We start from the raw sequence: 15,841 nt of genomic DNA, 5'->3' as shown, positions 1-15,841 counted from the left end.
GCTGTGCGTCGCCATGGCAAAAATGCGCGCATCAAACGCAAAAAGCCTGCTTCGAACGAAGCAGGCTTTTTTATCGCCAGGCCTGGCGCCGAATCAGTTATTCCCGCCGATCGTCGCGGTCACGCGCTTGCGCAGATCGTCGGCCTGATACGAGGTCTCGATCCGACGCGCACCCGTAAAGCGCTTTTCCCAGTAGCCGTCATCCATGTCGTCGACGCGGATCGTGCTGCCGGTGGACGGCGAGTGCACGAACTTGTTGTCGCCGATATAGATGCCGACGTGCGAGAACGTGCGGCGCATCGTATTGAAGAACACCAGATCGCCCGGCTTCAGGTCGCTTACCCGCACCTTCTCGCCCAGGCGGCTCATTTCCTCGGCACGGCGCGGCAGCGCGAGACCGAGCGTGTCCTGGAACACGTAGCGCACGAAACCGCTGCAATCGAGCCCCGAATCAGGCGTATTGCCGCCCCAACGGTAGCGAACGCCGATCATGTTCAACGCGCCGACCACCACGTCGCCCGCTTTGCCGGCCATGCCCGAAAGGAACGATTTGGCGCTGCCGCTTTCGCTGCCGGCGGCCCTGGTTTGGGGAGTGAGAAGGGAGAGAGGATCCGAGCCGTTGGTGGTCGGATACGAGGCATTCTGATTAAAACTGCTTACTTCGTCGGCGAACGCGCCGGGAGCTGCTGCCATCAAGACGCCAATGAACATCCCGGCGACGACGCGCGTGCAAGCCTGGGTGAAGTTTCTGTGCTGCATTGGTCGGTAGTTTTTGCCAAAAAAATCAGGGGTCTAGAAAAAAAGTTTGCTCGATACTAGCCAGTAAGTATTTGCCTGTCAAAAGGAATAGGAAAAATCAATCGACAGACGCACCCAATTGGGGAAAGGGTGAAAAATCAACGATCAAGCGCCGCTTTCAGCAGCTTTCGCGTGTAAGGATGCGCGGGTGCAGCAAAAATTTTCTCGACTTCGCCGGTCTCGACGATCGATCCGTTTTGCATCACCACGACTCGGTGCGCCATCGCCCCGATCACTTCCAGGTCGTGGCTGATGAACACGAAGCCGAGGTTGTATTTGTGCTGCAAACCGGTGAGCAGCTTGAGCACCTGCTGCTGGATCGATACGTCGAGCGCGCTGGTCGGTTCGTCGAGGATCAGCACGCGCGGCTCCAGTACCAGCGCGCGCGCGATCGCGATGCGCTGCCGCTGCCCGCCCGAAAATTCATGCGGATAGCGATACAGCGCGGTCCGGTCGATGCCGACTTCGCGCAGCACCGCGACGACCTTGTCGCGCCGCGCCTGCGGAGTCATCTGCGGCCGATGCAGCGCGAGCCCCTCACCGACGATCCGCTCGATCGTCTGCCGCGGCGAAAGCGAACTAAAAGGGTCCTGAAAGACGACCTGCATATTCGAGCGCAGCGCGGTCTTTTCGGCGCCGCGATAGCTCGCGAGCGCCCTGCCCTGAAACTGGATCTCGCCATGCGCGGTGCGCTGCAGACCGAGCAGTGCCATCGCGAGCGTCGACTTGCCCGATCCCGATTCACCGACGATCCCGAGCGTCTCGCCCTGGCGCACCGACACGTTCGCCGCGTCGACCGCGCGAAACCGCCCCGCGCCGAACCAGCCACGCAGGCCGGTCCGTTTCGTTCTGAAGTCGACCGCCACATCGCGCGCTTCGAGCAGCACCGGCGAGATCGGCAGCACCGGCACGACCTCGCGCTGCGGCCGGCTCGCGAGCAGCCGCTGGGTATACGGATGGCGCGGCGCCTCGAACACCTGCTCGACCGTGCCGGTTTCGACCAGCACGCCTCGCTCCATCACCGCGACGCGCTGCGCGAAGTGACGCACGAGGTTCAGGTCGTGCGTGATCAGCAGCACGGCCATGCCGCGCTTTTGTGCTTCGTCGCGCTGCAGTTCCAGCAGAAGCTCGACGATTTGCGCGCGAATCGTCACGTCGAGCGCGGTGGTCGGCTCGTCGGCGAGCAACAGGCGCGGCCGGCAGGCGAGCGCCATCGCGATCATCGCGCGCTGCCGCTGCCCGCCCGACAGCTGATGCGGGTAGCTGTTGATGCGCTTCTCCGGCTCGGTGATGCCGGTGCGCGCGAGCAGCGCGACCGCCCGCCTGCACGCCTCGGCCGCGCTGACGCCGTCATGCACGACGATCGTTTCCGCAATCTGGTCGCCGATCGTATACAGCGGATTGAGCGCGGTCATCGGTTCCTGGAAGATCATCGCGATGTCCGAGCCGCGCAGGCCACGCATCGCACGCTCGCTCTTCGCGAGCAGATCTTTGCCATCGAAGCGGATCGCCCCGCTCACCTGTGCGTCGTTCAGCAGGCGCAGCACCGACAGCGCGGTCACGCTCTTGCCCGAGCCCGACTCGCCGACGAGTGCGACGCGTTCACCGCGCGCGATCGCGAGCGTGACGTCGTCGACGGCCACCGTGTCGCCGAACGCGACACGCAGATGGTCGAGTTCGAGCAGCGGCGTGTCCGTCGATTGCGGATCGATTTGCGGCAGCGCACTCATTGACCACCTCCGGCATGTATCGCATCGGAGATACGCGTGTCGAGCGCGTTGCGCAGCGCATCGCCCATGAAGGTCAATAGCAGCAGCATCGCCACCAGCACGCCGAAGGTCGACACCGAGATCCACCACGCGTCGAGATTCGCCTTGCCCTGAGCGAGCAGTTCGCCCAGGCTCGGCGTCGGCGGCGGCACGCCGAGGCCGAGGAAGTCGAGACTCGTCAGCGCGAGAATCGCGCTGCTCATGCTGAACGGCAGGAACGTGATGACCGGCGTCAGACTGTTCGGCAACACGTGACGCCACATGATCTGCCAATGCGACAGGCCCATCGCGCGCGCGGCGCGCACGTAGTCCTGCTGGCGATTGCGCAGGAACTCGGCGCGCACGTAGTCGGACAGGCCGATCCAGTTGAACAGCGACAGCAGCACGATCAAAAGAGCGAAGCTGCGCTCGAAGATCGATGAAAAGATGATCAGCAGATAGAGCTGCGGCATCGCGTTCCAGATCTCGATCAGACGCTGCCCAACGATGTCCGTTCGCCCTCCGAAGTAACCTTGCACCGCCCCCGCTGCGATGCCGACGATCGTGCTGATCACGGTCAGCACGAGGCCGAACACGACCGACACGCCGAAGCCGTACAGCAGACGCGCGAACAGATCGCGGCCGCGGTCGTCGGTGCCGAGCCAGTTCTCGCGCGACGGTGGCGCCGGGTTGGGCGCCTTCGAAAAGTAATTGAGCGTGTCGTAGTAGTAGTGATTGGGCGGATACAGCGCGAAGTTGCCCGGCGCATCGAAGCGGTGACGGATGTACGGATCGAGATAATCGGTCGGCGTGGGGAAGTCGCCACCGAAGGTGGTCTCGGCGTAGGTCTCGACGAGCGGGAAATACAGATGGCCGTCGTAGCGCACGACGACCGGCTTGTCGTTCGACCACAGCGGCCCCACGAGGCTCGCCGCGAACGCGACGACGAAGATGATCAGGCTCCAGTAGCCGAGACGCTGCTGGCGAAAACGCTGCCACACGCGACGCGCCGGCGACGGCGACATCAGTGCCCGCGCGGGTTCGGTGCGCGCCGCCGCGTCGGCGGAAAGGCGGGCTCGATTCATCAGCGCTCCAGTTGTTCGAATTGGATGCGGGGATCGACCCACACATAGCAAAGGTCGGAGATCAGCCGCGTGACAAGGCCGATCAGCGTGAACAGATACAACGTGCCGAGCACGACCGGATAGTCCCGCCGCATTACCGATTCATACGACAGCAACCCGAGCCCGTCGAGCGAGAACAGCGTTTCGATCAGCAGGCTGCCGGTGAAGAACGCGCCGATGAACGCGCCCGGGAAATTGACGATCAGCGGCAGCAGCGCATTGCGAAACACGTGCTTCCACAACACGCGCCGCTCGGACAAACCTTTGGCACGTGCGGTCAGCACGTACTGCTTGCGGATTTCGTCGAGGAACGCGTTTTTCGTCAGCATCGTGACGACCGCGAAACTGCCCACCACCGACGCCGTGATCGGCAGCGTGATATGCCATAGATAGTCGAGGATCTTGCCGACGAGGCTCAACTGGTCCCAGTTGTCGGAAGTGAGGTTGCGCAGCGGAAACAGCTGCAGGAACGTGCCACCGCCGAACAGCACGAGCAGCAGCACGCCGAGCACGAAGCCCGGAATCGCGTAGCCGACCAGCACGACGAGGCTCGTCGCGATATCGAAGTGCGAGCCGTTGCGCACCGCCTTCGCGATGCCGAGCGGCACCGATATCAGATAGGTGAGAAAGAACGTCCACAGGCCGATGCTGATCGACACCGGCAGCTTCGACACGATCAGCGACCACACGCTCTGATGACGGAAATAGCTCTGGCCGAGATCGAAGGTCGCGAAGCGCTTGAGCATCAGCACGTAGCGTTCGAGCGGCGGTTTGTCGAAGCCGTACAGCTGCCTCAGTTGCGCGATCTGTTGCGCATCGACGCCGCTATGCGAGCGCAGCCCGAACGGCGAGGCGCCCTCCGCGCCCTTGCGCAGTTCGTGCTGCATCTGCTCGACGGGGCCGCCCGGCACGAACTGGATCACGACGAAGGTCAGCGTCAGCACGCCGAGCAGCGTCGGGATCATCAGCAGCAGGCGTTTGAGGATGTAGCTCCACATAGGCGGTGTTCCAGTGCGAACGCGTTGGTGGGGGCGATGGATCTGCGGATCAGTCGGCGCTGCCCGTGGGCGTGCGCGCCCGCGGATCCTCGTACCACCACATCGTCGTGATCCAGCCCTCCGCGCCATAGTACAGCGGCAAAGTCTTCGGCCACGCGAGCCCGCGCTTGAACGCGACGCGATGCGTGCCGCTGTACCAGTGCGGCACCACATAGTAGCCATGCGTCAGCAGACGGTCGAGCGCGTGCGCGGCATCGGTCAGCTGCTCGCGCGTTTGCGCATGCACGAGCGCGTTCAACACCGCGTCGACGGCCGGCGACTTCAGGCCGATCGCGTTGTCCGAGCCGGGGGTATCGGCGGCCTTGCTGCCGAAGCGGGTGATCTGCTCGGAGCCCGGCACCTGCACGTCGGGCATGCGAATCGTCGTCACGTCGAAGTCGAATGCGTCGAGCCGCTTCTGATAGACCGCGAAGTCGGTGGTGCGGAAGTTCGCGGTAATGCCGAGCTTTTGCAGATTGCGCGTGAAGGTCGCGATGATCGGCTCCATCGACGAGGCCGAACCCGAGTCGTCGAGTATCTCGAACTGGAACGGCTCGCCCTTCGCGTTGCGCAGCGCGCCGTCACGATAGGTCCAGCCGGCCTGCTGCAGCAGATCGCGCGCCTGCAGCAGATTCGCGCGCAGCGAGCCGGGCGGATCGGTATCGGGCTGCTTCGGCGGCGGCCCGAATACCGCCGGGTCGAGTTGGGCGCGAAACGGCTCCAGCAGCGCGAGCTCGCCAGGCGAAGGCAGCCCCTTCGCCTGCCATTCGGTGTTGGCGAAATAGCTGTCGATGCGCGTGTACTGGTTGAAAAACAGCTGGCGGTTCAGCCACTGAAAGTCGAGCGCGAGATCGAGCGCCTTGCGCACCCGCACATCCTGGAACAGCGGCCGGCGCGTGTTCAGGAAAAAGCCCTGCATGCCGGTGCCGTTGTGCTGCGCAAACTCGCGCTTGATCAACTCGCCACTGTCAAACTTCTTGCCGACGTCGCGCCGCACCCAGTTGCGCGCGATATATTCGACCAGCGCGTCGTACTCGCCAGCCTTGAACGCCTCGAGCCGCGCGGTGCTATCGGCATACAGCTTGTAGACGATGCGATCGAAGTTGTTCATGCCGACGCGCACCGGCAGATCGGCGCCCCAATAGTGCGGGTCGCGTTTGAACGTGATCGTGCGGCCGTTGTCGTAGCTGTCGATCAGATACGGCCCGCTGCCGACTGGCTTTTCGAATGCGAGCTGGTCGAACGGAACACGGCTGCCGTCGGGCTTCATCCCCCACTTGCGCGAGAACACCGGCATGCTGCCCGCGAGCAGCGGCAACTCGCGATTGCGCTCGCGAAACTCGAAGCGCACCGTGGCCGGATCGACGACGACCGCACGCTTGATCTCGCTGAAAAGCGATGCGAACTGCGGCGCGGCCTGCGGGCTCTTCAGCGTGTCGAGAGAGAACTTGACGTCGTCGGCGGTCACAGGGTCGCCGTTCGAAAAGCGCGCGCGCGGATTGATGTGAAACGTGACCGACAGGCCGTCGGGCGCGACGACGATGTCGTCGGCGAGCAGCCCGTAGGCGGACGCGACTTCGTCGCTGCTGCCGATCGTCAGGCTCTCGAACATCAATTCGAGGCCGGGCGCCGCATTGCCACGCAGAGTGAACGGATTGAACTTGTCGAAGCTCGTTAGACGGCTCGGGTTCGCGAGCACGAGCGTGCCGCCTTTCGGCGCATCGGGATTGACGTAGTCGAAGTGCTTGAAGCCGGCCGGATATTTAGGCTCGCCGTATTGCGCGATCGCATGCGCGGCATGCGCGTGCGGCGCGACGAGCAGACTCGCGCACAGCAACGCGACGGCGAGCGCGGCGCGCAAGGGTCCGTGGATCACGCTGTGTCGAAGTCCCTCAGGCGTTTGAACCCGTCGCGAGCCAGTTGTCATGGAGTCGTGCTGGTAAATGGGCAGTGGCGATGTGGGGGATTCTACCCAATTAGCTTGCGCGATCTGGCGGCCGACTGCGACGAAATGCGTCAGCGACGGATGTTTCAGCACAAAAAAACAAAACCGCCCTCCAAGGGCGGTTCTGTCATCGCTGCGGCCGGTTGGCGCGCTTCAGCGCTGACGCAGTGGCGACTCAGTGCCAGCCGCGATGTTGGTCGTAGTGACCGCGCGCATAGTCGCCGCGGCCCGGCGGATGGTGGCGATACCAGTCGTTGCGCGCCCAGTAGCGATTGCCGTCCCAGTAACGGTCGCCATGCCAGCCGATCACGATTTGCGGACCGCCGTAGTACACGGGAGCCGGCTGATAGACGACGGGCGGCGGCGGAGGCGGCGGCGGTGCGTAGACCGGCGCCGGTGCGACGTAGACCGGCGCGGGAATGCCGATATTGACCCCGATGTTGAGCCCCGCGGCCATCGCGGCACCGGATGCAGCCAACGTCAACACGCCGAACATAAGCGGAACAAGACGAGCGGACTTCATTGATCACCTTTGTAGGAACATGTTTTGTTGGCGGAAATATAACGCAAGGCAGCAACACGCGTATTTCAACTTTGTAATAACTGATGCTGAAAATCGCCTCGCCGGCGGCGGCGTAATGTCTGGTTACACACGCCAGACGGCGGTGAAAAAGCACCCTCCGCGCGGGCGCCGGCTCGCGGCCTGGCTGACATCCCGAAAACGAACACTTTAAAGTTCGAAAGAACATATCTGTTCGATATTTTTCACCACAGTCATCCGATCACCACTCCGATACCAGGCAAAAAAATATCAAATTATCCCAAAAAATCAAGGAAAAACGTGGCAACAACTATGGTTTCCCCGGATATCCAGGTCGTTTCCAAGTGATAGGATGACTGCCATCGAAAACCAATAAATGTTCGAATTCGCGCATACCCGAGCACTGCGTCGGAAGCAACCGCTCAATGCGCCACGGAGACTGATTTTGAAAACGATCAAGGGATTGCGCTGGTGGATCATCGCCCTCGTGTGCGTTGGGACGATCGTCAACTATCTGTCGCGCAACGCGCTCGGGGTGATGGCGCCCGAGCTGATGAAACTGCTGCACATGAACACGCGGCAGTACTCGTACGTGGTCGGCGCGTTCCAGGTCGGCTATACGGTGATGCAGCCCGTCTGCGGCCTGATCATCGATCTGATCGGCCTGCGCCTCGGCTTCGCGCTGTTCGCGTGCCTGTGGTCACTGACCGGCGTGTTCCACGGTTTCGCGGGCAGCTGGCTTTCGCTCGCGGCGCTGCGCGGCTTCATGGGCCTGTCCGAAGCGGTCGCGATTCCGGCCGGCATGAAGGTCGTCGCCGAATGGTTTCCCGATCGCGAGAAATCCGTCGCGGTCGGCTATTTCAATGCGGGCACCTCGCTCGGCTCGCTGCTCGCGCCGCCGCTCGTCGTTTTCCTGTCGCTGCGCTACGGCTGGCAGAGCGCGTTCGCAGTGACTGGCGCGCTCGGCTTCGTGTGGGCCGCCGCATGGTTCGTGCTGTACCGCTCGCCCGCCGAGCACAAGCGCGTGAGCGATGCCGAGCGCGCCGCGATCGTCGAAGGCCAGGCACCGCCCGCCGCGCGCCGCGCGAGCGTGCGTGAAGTGCTGCGCACGCGCCGCTTCTGGGCGATCGCGCAAGCGCGCTTTTTCGCCGAGCCCGCGTGGCAGACGTTCAGCTTCTGGATTCCGCTCTATCTCGCCACGCAGCGTCATATGGATCTGAAGCAGATCGCGATGTTCGCGTGGCTGCCGTTTCTCGCCGCGGACCTGGGCGGTCTGTTCGGCGGCTATCTGTCGCCATTCCTGATGAAGCATTTTCGCGTGCCGCTGATCTGGTCGCGCATCTCGGGCGTCGTGCTCGGCGCGCTGATGATGATCGGGCCGGCATCGATCGGTCTCGTCGCGTCGCCCTACCAGGCCATCGCCCTTTTCTGCGTCGGCGGCTTCGCGCACCAGATGATCTCGGCGCTCGTCAACACGCTCGCCGCCGACGTATTCGATCCGGGCGAAGTCGGCACCGTCGCCGGCTTCGCGGGCATGGCCGCGTGGATCGGCGGCCTCGGCTTCTCGCTGATGGTCGGCGCGCTCGCCGATTCGATCGGCTACACGCCGCTGTTCGGTGCGCTCGGCGCATTCGACATCATCGGCGCGACGCTGCTGATCATCCTGATGCGCGGTGTGCCGCGCCACGGCCGCGCGCGCCGCGCCGAACTGAGCGTCAACACTGCTGCCTGACCTTCCTCGAAGACTCATCATGCGTTCACAGATCAATCTCAAACATCCGCCGCGCTTCGCGCTCGTCCCTCACGCTGGCAACCCGGCGGCCAACCCGGTCGTGCTAAGCGCGCAGCCGAATTGCCGCATCGAGCTGTTCGTGCTCGCCGAGGACATCATCCGCGTGCTCGTGCTGCCGGACGGCGAAACGCGCGGCCCGCGCACATGGGCGATCGCGCCCGGGATGGACGACGTGCCGCTCGATGGCCGCGAGCGCCGCGACCTGAGCGGCTTCACGCCGCCGCTGTTCACGGTGAACGAAGCAGCCGGTCACATCGTGATCGAAACGGCGCGCGTGCGCGTGAGCGTGGCGCTCGATGGCGGCGCCTGCGCCTGGGACATCCTGCACGAAGGCAAGTGGCATCGCGTGATGAGCGATCGCAAGACCCAGGCGTACAACTTCGGCTGGTGGGACTCGCGCATCTATCACTACGTCGAGCGGCGCCGCGACGAAATGTACGTGGGCCTCGGCGAGCGTGCCGGCTCGCTCGATCGCGCGCAGCAAAGCTACGAGATGCGCAACATCGACGCGATGGGCTACAGCGCGCGCACCACGGACCCGCTGTACAAGCACATCCCGTTCTACGTGACGTGGCAGCCGCAGACGTCGACGGGCTTCGGCCTGTTCTACGACACGCTCGCCGATTGCCGCTTCGACATGGGCCGCGAGCTCGACAACTATCACGGTCACTATCGGCACTTCATCGCCGAGCATGGCGATCTCGACTACTACTTCATCGCATCGCCCGGCTCGCCGCTCGACGCGGTGCGCCGCTTCACGTGGCTCACCGGACGTCCCGCGTGGATGCCGAAGTGGGGCCTCGGCTACTCGGGCTCGACGATGAGCTATACCGACGCGCCGGACGCGCAAAAGCAGATGGGCGAATTCATCGAGCGTTGCCGCGAACACGACGTGCTGTGCGATTCGTTTCATCTGTCGTCGGGCTATACGTCGATCGGGCCGAAGCGCTACGTGTTCAACTGGAATCACGACAAGTTTCCGGACATCGACGGCTTCGTGCGGAGCTATCTCGATCACGGCGTGCGTCTGTGCGCGAACATCAAGCCGTGTCTGCTGCAAGACCACCCAGCGTTCGACGACGTCGCCCACGCCGGCCTGTTGATCGAAGCGCCCGATGGCGATCCCGCATGGGTGCAGTTCTGGGACGAAGTCGGCGCGTACCTCGACTTCACGAATCCCGCGACGATCGACTGGTGGAAAGCTCGCGTGAAGGACGCACTGCTCAAATACGGCATCGCGGCCACCTGGAACGACAACAACGAGTTCGAGATCTGGTCGCCGCATGCGATCGCGCGCGGCTTCGGCAAGCCGTATCCGGCACACCATGCGAAGGTGCTGCAGACGCAGCTGATGATGCGCGCGTCGCACGACGCGCAGCGCGAGCACGCGCCGGACAGGCGCCCGTTCCTCGTGTCGCGCTCGGGCGGCGTCGGCATGCATCGCTACGTGCAGACGTGGTCGGGCGACAACTATACGTCGTGGGAAACGCTGCGCTTCAATCTGAAGATGGGTCTCGGGCTCGCGATGTCGGGCGTGTCGAATAGCGGTCACGACATCGGCGGCTTCTCGGGTCCGGCCCCGGAGCCGGAGCTGTTCGCGCGCTGGGTCGCGTTCGGCATCTTCCTGCCGCGCTTTTCGATTCACTCGTGGAACGACGACGGCACCGTCAACGAGCCGTGGATGCATCCCGAAGTCACGCGGCACGTGGCAGACCTGATCAAGCTGCGCTATCGCCTGATCCCTTATCTCTACGAGCTGCTGTGGCAATCGCATAGCGCGTACGAGCCGGTGCTGCGGCCGCTGTTCGCGGAGTTTCCGCACGATCCGCGCTGCCTCGTCGATGGCGACGACATGATGCTCGGCTCGTCGATGCTGGTCGCGCCAGTGGTCGATCCGGGCCAGAGCACGCGCGCCGTGTATCTACCGGCCGGTTCGCGCTGGGTGTCGTACTGGAGCGGCGAAACGTTCGACGGCGGCCAGACCGTCACGTTGCCCGCGCCGTTCGAGCGGCCGGTGTTCCTGCTGCGTGAAGGCAGCGTGATTCCGCTCAACATCGCCGAGCAGCATTTTGGCCGCCCCGCCGACGAACGCGCATTCCTCGCGGTGCCGTATGCCGACGCGGGCACCGCGCAAGGCGGCTCGATCGAGGACGACGGCGAGACCGAAGCCTGGCGCAACGGCGAGCAAGGCCGCTGGAACGTCACGCTGACGGGCGACGCAAACACTTTGCGGGTGACGCTCGAGCGTTCGCAATGGATGCCGCGCGTGCAGCCGCAAGTGCGCGTGTTCGTGCCGATGCGCGAAACACGCGCGGTCGTCTGCGCTAACGGCACGCTCGTCACCGATCACACCGCGGACGGCTGGCGCTGCCTGACGATTTCGGTGCCGCACTGAACAACACACCGCACCGGCCTGAGGGATCAGGCCGTCCCATCAGTCTGGAGACATCCCAATCATGAAAATAAACCAGCGCGCGCGCACCCGCGCGTTCGTCCTCTGCTGCCTGCCGTTCGCGGGCACCGCGTTGTCCACCAGCGCATCGGCGCAAAGCAGCGTCACGCTGTATGGCGTCGTCGACAATGCGTTCGCCTATGCCAGCAACCAGAAGGGGCATTCGAATTTCTATATGAGCCAGGGCAACCTGCAGGCGAGCAAGTTCGGCTTCCTCGGCTCGGAAGATCTCGGCGGCGGCACGAAGGCGATCTTCCGACTCGAGAGCGGCTTCAATTCGCTGACTGGCGCGCAAAGCACCGCGGGCTACCTGTTCAATCGCCAGGCCTATGTCGGCCTCGCGAACGACCGCTACGGCACGGTGACGCTCGGCCGCCAGTACACACCCTACTTCCAGATGGTCGGCGCGCTCGGACCGACCGGCGTGCTGACCGGCGCGACCGGCGCGCACCCCGGCGATCTCGACGCCCTCGACACGACGCTGCGCTTCAATAATTCGGTAACCTACCTATCGCCGACGATCGGGGGCCTGCAGGCAAGCGCGCAGTATGGTCTCGGCGGCGTGCCCGGCAGCGTCGCGAACGGCAGCCTGTTCAGCGCGGCGCTGCGTTATGACTTCCAGCCCGTGTCGCTCGCAGCCGGCTACGTGAAGCTGAAGGACATTTCGACGAGCGCGGCGCTCGGCAGCTTCGCGATCAACTCGCCTGTCAACAACGGTTACGCGAGCGCGCGCAGCGCGCAACTGTTCGCCGCGGCGGGTCGCTATACGTGGCACGATCTGATGGTGGGCCTCAACTACTCGAATGTGCAGTACGCGCCGGGCCACGGCTCGCTGTTCTTCGACAAGGCCGTGTTCAACACGTACGGTGCGATCGCGACGTACCGGATCACGCCGAGCGTGACGGTCGGCGGCGGCTATAGCTTCACCCAGGCAAGCAAGGCGAACGGCATCAGCGATCCGGCGCACTATCATCAGATCTCGCTCGAACAGACCTACAACCTGTCGACGCGCACCACGCTGTACGCGCTCGAGGCCTATCAGCATGCAGGCGGCAAGTCGCTGATCTCGTCGGGCAGCGGTGTGACCATCGCCGACGCGGTCGCGGTGGTCGGCGACTCGCAGAACACGACGCCGTCATCGGGTCCGTCTCAGTTCGTCGGCATGGTGGGGTTGCGGCACGCGTTCTAAGCGAGGCGGTCTCGGTCAGCGGCACGACGGGATCAGTCATGCGGACTCCTTGCCTGCCGCGCCGGATCTGGCGCGGTTTTCTGCGGACCAGCGTGGCGGGCTAACGGCGCCATGCATTGATCAGCAGACCTGCCTATTCACGTAGGACGTGGTCACACGCTGGAGGGCTGGGAATGCCGCCGACATCGCTGAAGTATCGAGCGAGATCAAAATCAAGGCGCGGAAAAACAAAAACCCCGCAGAGCCTAGACTCTGCGGGGTTTCGCCACCATTGCTGGCGGAGACGGAGGGATGCCAAACCGCCGGGAAAGCCTTTACCAGCAAGGACCTGGAAAAACACCTTTCCATTACCCATACTTCTACCCATATTAAAAAAACCGGTTTTTTCGCTGTCTGGGATGCCCCGATTCCCGATTTCGGCTCGCCGAAAGACGGTTCGAATCCCGATTCAGGACTGCGCCCACGGACCGACGACGGCTATGTCACACCCGGTGAAATCCTTCACATTGCGCGTGGTCAGCGCCGCCCCTCTGAGTGTGTACGGGCAGCGATCATGGCGTCGAACTGGCTGATTGGTCTGCCCGCGCTTTCGCGCGACCCCGCCATCCTTGCGTTTGCGTCCGCGGCATCGCTGTCGAACGCGAGAAGCCGGCCCGCGAAATCCTCGACGAAAATCGCATCGACCGCAGTAGCAAGAGCACCCTTGCGGGAACCGTCTGGCAGCAGATGCAGCCCGTAGCGGATTTCGGCACGGGTTACCGTCGTCGTAAAAAGCGCCGCGCGCGGCTGTGCGCCACGCCACGCCATTACCCTGACGTCTGGCACAGGCTTCAACGTCTGAGACAGAACGTTCGTGTCAAGAAGAATCAGGCGCCGAGGTCCACTCGTCCCCGAATCGCCTCGCGTGACGGCAATTCCAGGTCGATGCCACAGAACGGCTCGATCCGGTTCCGGATCCATTCAGCCAGGTCATGCTGACCGCAGATGGATTCGGTCGATAGCGCCGCGTGGAGAATGTCCCGGGCCTCGTCCTCCATTGACCGTCCATGCTGCGCCTGAACGCGCAGACGCGCCTTGCCAACAGCTTGCTACTCGTCATCACGGTGGTTGCGCTGCTAACCGGCGGCTTTGGCACGACGCCGACTGATCTCTTCAACAGCCTACTCGACATATTCGGTGGCGACCGTCTGCACAACCTGACCATCGTGCCCGCCCACATGCTGAACGCCATCCTGACACTCGGGCTGGGGCTGTATCTGATCCGGTCCGTGCGCAGATGGCTCGACAACGAATTCCTGCCAAAGACCGGTATGGGTGCGGGAATGCGGGCATCGCTCCTTACCCTGTTTGTCAATCTCGGCTATGTGCTGATCGCCCTGCTCACACTCCCGGTACTCGGTGTCAGATGGGCCAATCGCGTGGATCGTCAGCGCGCTATCGGTCGGCATCGGCTTCGGGTTGCAGGAAATCGTGAAAAATTTCATCTCGGGGCTGATCCTGTTGACCGAGCGTCCGGTCAAGGTCGGGGACATGGTCGGTATCAGCGGCGTCGAGGGAGACATCCGGCGCATCAACGTGCGCGCGACCGAAATACAACTGGCTGACCGCTCGACGGTCATCGTCCCCAACTCTCATTTGATCTCGCAGAACCTGCGGAACGTGACGATGGGAGACCGTACCCAGGGCGTGACGACGCTCACGCTCACCTGTCCACTGGACACCGATCCTGAACAGGTTCGCGATCTTCTGCTGGGTGCCTGTCAGGCGCACCCGTCGATTCTCGACCATCCGGCGCCGTCCGTCATGTTCAGTCAACTGACGCCCGACGGCATTACGCTGAGCGTCACCGGCTATGTCCGCAGCCCCAGGATCACGGGGGATATCAAGAGCGATCTGCTGTTCGAGATCCTCAAGCGATTACGTGCGGCGAAGATCCCGCTGTCGAAGCCGCAAACCGTTATGGTCGGGAATCTGCATCACCAGAGTCGCGCCGCCTCTGCCACAACCAGCTCATTGGTCTAGCGTTCATCGGAGCAGGAATGAGCCGGAGGTTAAGAAACCAGGCGGGATCAGGGTGTGTTCGACGAATGTCTCTCCATGCTTACCTGTCGGACCGCGCGACACCGCCAGACCCACCCTCTGCGCCGTTCATCACCACCGCCTTCGCTTCAGCGGCCCGACTGTCTTGCGGGCAGTGCGATTTCTCACAGCGCGACTGCCCATAACCCGGCTTCTCGATTTGAAGACCGCCGAATCAGCCGCGAGGCGGCTAGGTCGGGAAGTGGACCGGCTTGCTCATGCCCGCATCGGACAACGCACACAACGCTACCGCCGACCAGTCGTGCGCGGCGCCCATCCCTTGCGAACGCAAGGTCAGGAAGCGGTCACGCACGAGGCTCGCCAGCGGCAACGGCACACCCAGCGCCTCGGCGGCCGCCAGCATCAGACGGTTGTCCTTCTGGCCGAGCGGCAACGAAAAACCCGGCGGCTGGAACTGCTGGGACGCGATCAACGGGCCGTAGATCTTGTACGGCGGCGCGTTGAAGTTCGCGCTCGTCAGCAATTCGACGAGGCGCATCGGGTCGATGCCCGCCTTGCCGGCCACCGCACAGGCCTCGCCCAAAGTCTCGATGATCGCGGACAGCATGAAATTGCCGATCAGCTTCACAAGGTTCGCCTGCGAAGGATCCGTGCCGACGATGCCGACCGACTGTCCGAGTTGCTCGAGAAGCGGGACCGCGACGGTGAGATGCGTGTCCTCGCCCGCGGCCATGATGAAGAGCTTGCGGGCCGCAGCGGCGTCGGGCCGTCCGAATACCGGTGCGGACACGAAAGGGAGCTCCGCTTCGCGGTAGCGCGCCGCGTGATCCTGCGCGGCCGCCACGCTAATCGTGCTCATCGAGATATGCAGCGCGCCCGGTCGCAGCGCGTTAGCAATACCGGCCTCGCCGAACGTGACGGCGGCATGCGCGGCATCGTCGGCGACCATCGTGAAAACGACGTCAGCCGACTCTGCGGCGTGCGCCGGGCTTGCGGCGACCCGTGCGCCAGCGGCGCGCAAAGGCTCCGCCCTCGCGGCCGTGCGGTTGAAAACATGCACCTCATGCCCCGACTCGATCAGGTTCATCGCAATTGCGGCGCCCATCGAGCCAAGACCTACGAATCCAATCTTCATGGTGATAATCCAGGAGAACAGTCAAGCGGACACGGGATCG

12 protein-coding genes and 1 pseudogene are annotated in these 15,841 nt (G+C 63.6%); 4 read left to right on the top strand and 9 right to left on the bottom strand.

The window, feature by feature from the left end; genetic code table 11:
* Nucleotides 1-93: 93 nt before the first annotated feature.
* The 6 genes from HDG33_RS03425 to HDG33_RS03400 form a co-directional block, all read right to left on the bottom strand.
* On the bottom strand, nt 94-759 hold the full coding sequence (locus HDG33_RS03425) for a C40 family peptidase (RefSeq protein WP_184022603.1): 666 nt from the start codon (nt 757-759) through the stop codon (nt 94-96).
* Nucleotides 760-896: 137 nt separating this feature from the next.
* Nucleotides 897-2,528: an ABC transporter ATP-binding protein gene (locus HDG33_RS03420; protein WP_184022602.1), complete on the bottom strand. Its 1,632-nt coding sequence runs from the start codon at nt 2,526-2,528 to the stop codon at nt 897-899.
* Nucleotides 2,525-3,631 (bottom strand): ABC transporter permease, encoded by a 1,107-nt coding sequence (locus HDG33_RS03415; protein WP_184022601.1) that lies wholly within the window; start codon nt 3,629-3,631, stop codon nt 2,525-2,527. The genes HDG33_RS03420 and HDG33_RS03415 overlap by 4 nt, the downstream gene beginning before the upstream one ends.
* A complete protein-coding gene (locus tag HDG33_RS03410) occupies nt 3,631-4,668 on the bottom strand; it encodes a microcin C ABC transporter permease YejB (protein ID WP_184022600.1) in 1,038 nt (345 codons plus the stop codon). Before HDG33_RS03410 ends, HDG33_RS03415 begins: the two co-directional genes overlap by 1 nt.
* Nucleotides 4,669-4,717: 49 nt before the next feature.
* On the bottom strand, nt 4,718-6,634 hold the full coding sequence (locus HDG33_RS03405) for an extracellular solute-binding protein (RefSeq protein WP_184022599.1): 1,917 nt from the start codon (nt 6,632-6,634) through the stop codon (nt 4,718-4,720).
* Nucleotides 6,635-6,827: 193 nt separating this feature from the next.
* Nucleotides 6,828-7,175, bottom strand: coding sequence for a hypothetical protein (locus HDG33_RS03400; RefSeq protein ID WP_184022598.1), 348 nt, complete (start codon nt 7,173-7,175; stop codon nt 6,828-6,830).
* 463 nt (nt 7,176-7,638) lie between these two features.
* Between HDG33_RS03400 and HDG33_RS03395 the strand changes: the two genes are divergently transcribed.
* The 3 genes from HDG33_RS03395 to HDG33_RS03385 all read left to right on the top strand — a co-directional run bounded on the left by HDG33_RS03395 (nt 7,639) and on the right by HDG33_RS03385 (nt 12,626).
* A complete protein-coding gene (locus HDG33_RS03395) occupies nt 7,639-8,925 on the top strand; it encodes an MFS transporter (protein ID WP_184022596.1) in 1,287 nt (428 codons plus the stop codon).
* Nucleotides 8,926-8,944: 19 nt separating this feature from the next.
* Entirely contained in the window at nt 8,945-11,380 is a 2,436-nt protein-coding gene (locus tag HDG33_RS03390) for a glycoside hydrolase family 31 protein (RefSeq protein ID WP_184022594.1), read from the top strand.
* A 61-nt stretch (nt 11,381-11,441) separates the two neighbouring features.
* The gene (locus HDG33_RS03385; RefSeq protein ID WP_090800656.1) at nt 11,442-12,626 is read left to right on the top strand and encodes a porin; all 1,185 of its coding nucleotides are present in this window, start codon (nt 11,442-11,444) and stop codon (nt 12,624-12,626) included.
* A gap of 516 nt (nt 12,627-13,142) precedes the next feature.
* Here the strand turns inward: HDG33_RS03385 and HDG33_RS03380 are convergent.
* Both HDG33_RS03380 and HDG33_RS03375 read right to left on the bottom strand, forming a co-directional pair.
* Entirely contained in the window at nt 13,143-13,433 is a 291-nt protein-coding gene (locus HDG33_RS03380) for a hypothetical protein (RefSeq protein ID WP_260330298.1), read from the bottom strand.
* A gap of 59 nt (nt 13,434-13,492) precedes the next feature.
* Complete coding sequence (locus HDG33_RS03375) at nt 13,493-13,693, bottom strand: FitA-like ribbon-helix-helix domain-containing protein (protein ID WP_184022834.1); 201 nt, start codon at nt 13,691-13,693, stop codon at nt 13,493-13,495.
* Between the two features lie 15 nt (nt 13,694-13,708).
* Here HDG33_RS03375 and HDG33_RS03370 point away from each other — a divergent pair.
* Nucleotides 13,709-14,648 (top strand): annotated as a pseudogene (locus HDG33_RS03370) (mechanosensitive ion channel family protein); the annotation flags it as partial.
* Nucleotides 14,649-14,895: 247 nt separating this feature from the next.
* On the opposite strand, the gene HDG33_RS03365 reads toward HDG33_RS03370, so the two are convergent.
* Nucleotides 14,896-15,801 carry an NAD(P)-dependent oxidoreductase gene (locus HDG33_RS03365; protein WP_184006960.1) on the bottom strand — a complete coding sequence of 302 codons (906 nt, stop codon included), beginning with the start codon at nt 15,799-15,801 and terminating at the stop codon, nt 14,896-14,898.
* Between the last annotated feature and the right edge of the window lie 40 nt (nt 15,802-15,841).

The organism is Paraburkholderia sp. Cpub6 (assembly GCF_014201065.1).
Taxonomy (GTDB): domain Bacteria; phylum Pseudomonadota; class Gammaproteobacteria; order Burkholderiales; family Burkholderiaceae; genus Paraburkholderia; species Paraburkholderia tuberum.
Note: the sequence above shows the minus strand (reverse complement) of the source record. Positions and strands in the feature narration are given on the sequence as shown.